The organism is Micromonospora sp. NPDC023966 (genome assembly GCF_040639095.1).
GTDB lineage: Bacteria > Actinomycetota > Actinomycetes > Mycobacteriales > Micromonosporaceae > Micromonospora.
On record NZ_JBEZZJ010000078.1, the window covers coordinates 1 to 4,092 of the forward strand.

3 protein-coding genes and 2 pseudogenes are annotated in these 4,092 nt (G+C 72.6%); all 5 read right to left on the reverse strand.

Annotated features, from left to right (window positions below):
• Positions 1–326 (reverse strand): annotated as a pseudogene (locus AB0F68_RS35120) (hypothetical protein); the annotation flags it as partial.
• A 545-nt stretch (positions 327–871) separates the two neighbouring features.
• Positions 872–1,630 carry a hypothetical protein gene (locus tag AB0F68_RS35125; RefSeq protein WP_357346184.1) on the reverse strand — a complete coding sequence of 253 codons (759 nt, stop codon included), beginning with the start codon at positions 1,628–1,630 and terminating at the stop codon, positions 872–874.
• A 216-nt stretch (positions 1,631–1,846) separates the two neighbouring features.
• Positions 1,847–2,938 (reverse strand): DUF3626 domain-containing protein, encoded by a 1,092-nt coding sequence (locus tag AB0F68_RS35130; RefSeq protein ID WP_357346186.1) that lies wholly within the window; start codon positions 2,936–2,938, stop codon positions 1,847–1,849.
• A 46-nt stretch (positions 2,939–2,984) separates the two neighbouring features.
• Positions 2,985–3,449 (reverse strand): VOC family protein, encoded by a 465-nt coding sequence (locus tag AB0F68_RS35135; protein ID WP_357346188.1) that lies wholly within the window; start codon positions 3,447–3,449, stop codon positions 2,985–2,987.
• An 11-nt stretch (positions 3,450–3,460) separates the two neighbouring features.
• Positions 3,461–4,092: pseudogene (locus tag AB0F68_RS35140) on the reverse strand (transcription termination factor Rho); the annotation flags it as partial.

Below are 4,092 nucleotides of genomic sequence, written 5' to 3' on the forward strand. Positions count from 1 at the left end.
TCGCCGAGGTGGCCGAGGTTCTCCAGCTTCGACTCCTGCAGGCTGGTGGCGATCGAGATGACCGCGGCCCGCTTCGGGAGACCGGCCTTCTTCGTCGCGGCGATGATCGCCTTGGCGTTGGCGGTCTGCTCGTCGTTCAGATCGATCTTCGACTGGGCGCCCTGCACACCGTGCGGGATCAGCTTGTCACCCTGCACCGCCACCGCCACCGGCTTGCTGTGGTGCACCGGCTCGGCGGCGTGGGCGGCGATCGGACCGGCGAACACGCCACCGGTGAAAGCCAGACCAGCAATACCGAGCACGCTCTTACGCAGCATCGTGTTCATGACAGGTAGCTCCATTCGGGGGTTGGCGCACACCCCGACCGGGGGAGGTCGGCAATCCGGTGTGCGCAAGCACCGTCAGGCGCTCAAAAAGTCCTTGGGGGGGTCGAGCAAAAAGTCTTGGGGGATCATCCAGCGCGCGGGGCCGGGGGCCGCTTCGTCGCGCCGGGACCATGTAAAACGACCGGCAGCCCACCATCATTCCGGGCTCGGCGCACCCACCTTCGCGGCGGGCAGTCCCGGCGGGCCGGTCACCCCGCCTGGCGGGGCGCCTTCCTCGGCCGTTCACCCGGATACAACGACCCCCGCCCGCCCGCCATTCCGCCGTCAGAGTGCCGCCAACCACCCCGGAAACGGACACCCCGTCCAGGCGGACCCGGTCGGTGGAACGCTATGGAGGTCATCGGGCCCCGGAGACATACATGGCGTTCCACTCACCGCCCAGGGATGCGCAGCAAACCGGACATATGCCTCAGGCTGCAGGTCAGCCTTACTGACAGACGAAACCGGCCGGCCCCTGGTTGGGGCCGGCCGGTTCGCGGAATTTGTCACCAGAGCTGCTGGACGATGTCCGCCGCCTGCTCCTCCCACTGCGCGTACGCGTACGGGAAGGCGGACACCTGGACCGTCTGGGCCGCGGCGGTCAGCGGCAGGTCATGCCAGCCGCCGACGTTCTTCAGGGCGTTGAAGAACGCCTTGCTGGCGTAGTCCGGGTCGGTGACCTGCTCAGGCGTACCCCAACCGGACGACGGGCGCTGCTGGAACAGGCCCTCCGAGTCGTGGTCGTTGTAGGTGCCGAGGTGGCCGAGGTTGTACAGCTTCGACTCCTGCAGCGAGGTGGCGACGCCGATCACGGCGCCCCGCTCCCCCACGCCGGTCTCCTTGGCCGCCTTGACGATGGCCTTGGCGTTGTCGAGCTGCGCGTCGTCGAGCGGGATGCGCGACTGGGCGCCCTCGACACCGTGCGGCATGAGCTCCTCCCGGCTGGGCCGGTCGGCCTTGGTCGGGACCTTGTCACCACCGGTGGTCAGGTCGGACTTCACCGTCTCGGTGCCGGTCTTCTTGCCGGTTGCCAGGCCGATGGCGGCCACAGCGCCGGCGTGCGGGCCGCTGGTCACCGGGGCGGCGACGGCGGTGGGGCCGAACGCCAGCCCGCCGAGGCACGCCACGCCCGCGATGGTCAGCGCGGTGCGGCGGTTCGGGCTCGTGGCGATGGCGGTCCTCGCGGTGGCGGCCTTTGCGATGGCGGTCTTCGCGATGGCGGTCTTCGCGATGGCGGGGAGCCATCGAGTGAAGTGCTGCTTCACGATGGTTGCCCTTTCGTCGTTACGACGCGCTCCGGGGTGAGCGCCCCTCGGGGGAACTACTCGCCGGTACGGGTTTGCGCTCCGGCGGTACGGGGGACACAACCAGCTCGACCTGTCGGGCATTCCGGAAATGCCGGGGTCTGCCGTTGCTGCGGCCCAGGTCACCCGGGATTCCGGACACTCGTGACGGGGCGTACGCCGGGCGCGGGAACCGGCCTAGCCGACCGCGGGGACGCCGAACCGGACCAGGACGTGCCAGAGCTGCTTGAGGTGCTGGAGGGTCACCTCGGCCGGCCCCCGGTCGGCCCAGCGCTGCGGCTCGCGCACCACCGAGGCGGCGGCCCGGCCGATCAGCGCGGCATGCACCGGCTCCCCGGGACGGGCGAACTCGGCGTGCACCCGGGCGGCGAGCGGCGGGATGGCCGGCCCCCGGAAATCGGCGTCGACCCCGTCGACCGGGAGTTCGAACCCGGTGTGCCAGCGCAGCGCGAAGCCGTGCCGCCGGGAGAGCCCGGCGAGGATCCGCCCCTCCTCGGTGCCCCGGAACGAGGGATCGACCACCACGGCCTCGACGTCCCGGGCCAGGCTCAGGTCACCGTGCACCTGCGCCTCGATGTAGTCGTCCAGCGCCCGCCCGGCCGCCTCGGACGCCCGCTCCCGGCGGCGCAGCAGCGCCCGCAGCAGCGTGCCGGTGTCCATGCCGGCCACGCCCAGGCTGATACCGGTCGCTTCGGTGGCCTCCAGCAGCGCGGCGAGCACCGGCTCGAACACCGTGACGGTGCCGAGGTCCTTCGGCCCGGTGTGGCTGTCGCCGAAGCTGAAGGTGGCCCGCGCGAGCGTCGCGGGCCGCAGCCGCAGGTGGCAGGAGCCGAACCGGGGGCAGGCGCCGTCCGGGTGGTCGAGCAGATTCAGGCCGCCGTACTTCGGGCGCTCGGCCGAGGGTACGCCGGGCCGCTGGTACGCCCCGCCGAACAGCGTTTCCTCCCAGCGGTCCCGGTCGCCGCCGGGGAACGCGGTCAGGCCGCCGTTGGAGATGCCCGTCTCGAACTGACTGCGGTAGACGCCCTCCTGGTCGAGCGCCTCGGCCACCGTCCGCCCGTCGCGCAGCAGCCGGTCGGGATGGAAGTTGAGGGTGAGCCGGCCGTGTTCGGCCACCGCCGCGACGATCTCCTCGGAGCGGTACGCGGCGCCGGAGCCGGCGAGGTGCCGGGCGATGACGGCGAGCGCGGCCGGCCGGTCCCGCAGGGCCACGTCGCGGACATGGCGGAGGGCGGCGGCCTGTGCGGGGGTCAACGTCACGTCGGGCACGGGCCCGAGTATCGCCGGGCCTGCCGGCAGGGCGCGACGCGGATTCTCAGGCGTCGGTGCCGAAGCCGTCCAGGGCCGCCCGCTCGGCCTCGCCGCGCAGCTCCTCGAAGACGGTGAAGTGCAGGCCCGCAGGGCCGTCGAGGCGGGCGTTGAGCGACTGCCACGGGGTGACCGTCGGCGGGGCGACCTCGGTGGCGCCCGCCGCGACGAGGCGCTCGGTCACCGCCCGGCTGTCGTCCACCTCGAAGGCCACCCGGAGCCGGGGCGCGACCTGGCGGCCGACCTCCACCTCGTCGATCATCCGCTTCTGCGCGGGGTTCGCCAGCTCCAGCGTGGCCCGGCCCGCCTCCAGGATCACCACCCGGGCGCCGTCGCCACCCGAGTACGCCGCCTGCTCCGGCAGGCCCAGCGCGTCCCGGAAGAAGGCGACCGCGGCGTCGTAGTCCTCGGCCTCGACGACCAGGCGCAGCTGGCGTACGGTCGGCGTCCGGTCGGCCCGGGAATCGTCCATGACGAAGGATCCTAGCCGCGTCCGGCGGCGCCGAGGCGGGCGAGGAAGTGGGCGTTGCCGCCGGTGGCGGCGAGCTGGCGGAGCAGCTGGTCCAGGGCCGCCTGCCGGTCCAGCACGGACAGCGCGGAACGCAGTGCCCGCAGGCGATCCCGCTCGACGTCGGTGAGCAGCAGCTCCTCCCGGCGGGTACCGGAGGCGCGCACGTCGACGGCGGGGAACGTACGCCGGTCGGCCAGCGACCGGTCCAGCTTCAGCTCCGCGTTACCGGTGCTCTTGAACTCCTCGAAGATGAGGCTGTCCGCGGCGGACCCGGTCTCCACGAGGGCCGAGGCGATGACGGTCAGCGAACCGCCCTCCTCGATCGCCCGGGCGGCGGCGAGCAGCTGCTTGGGCGGGGTGAGCGCGGCCACGTCGATGCCGCCGGAGAGGGTGCGACCGGCCGAGCGGACGGTCAGGTTGTAGGCGCGGCCCAGCCGGGTCAGCGAGTCGAGCAGCACGACCACGTCGTGGCCCAGCTCGACCAGGCGCTTCGCCCGCTCGATCGCCAGCTCCGCCACCGTGGTGTGGTCCTGCGGCGGACGGTCGAACGTGGCCGCGATGACCTCGCCCTTCACCGACCGCTGCATGTCGGTGACCTCTTCCG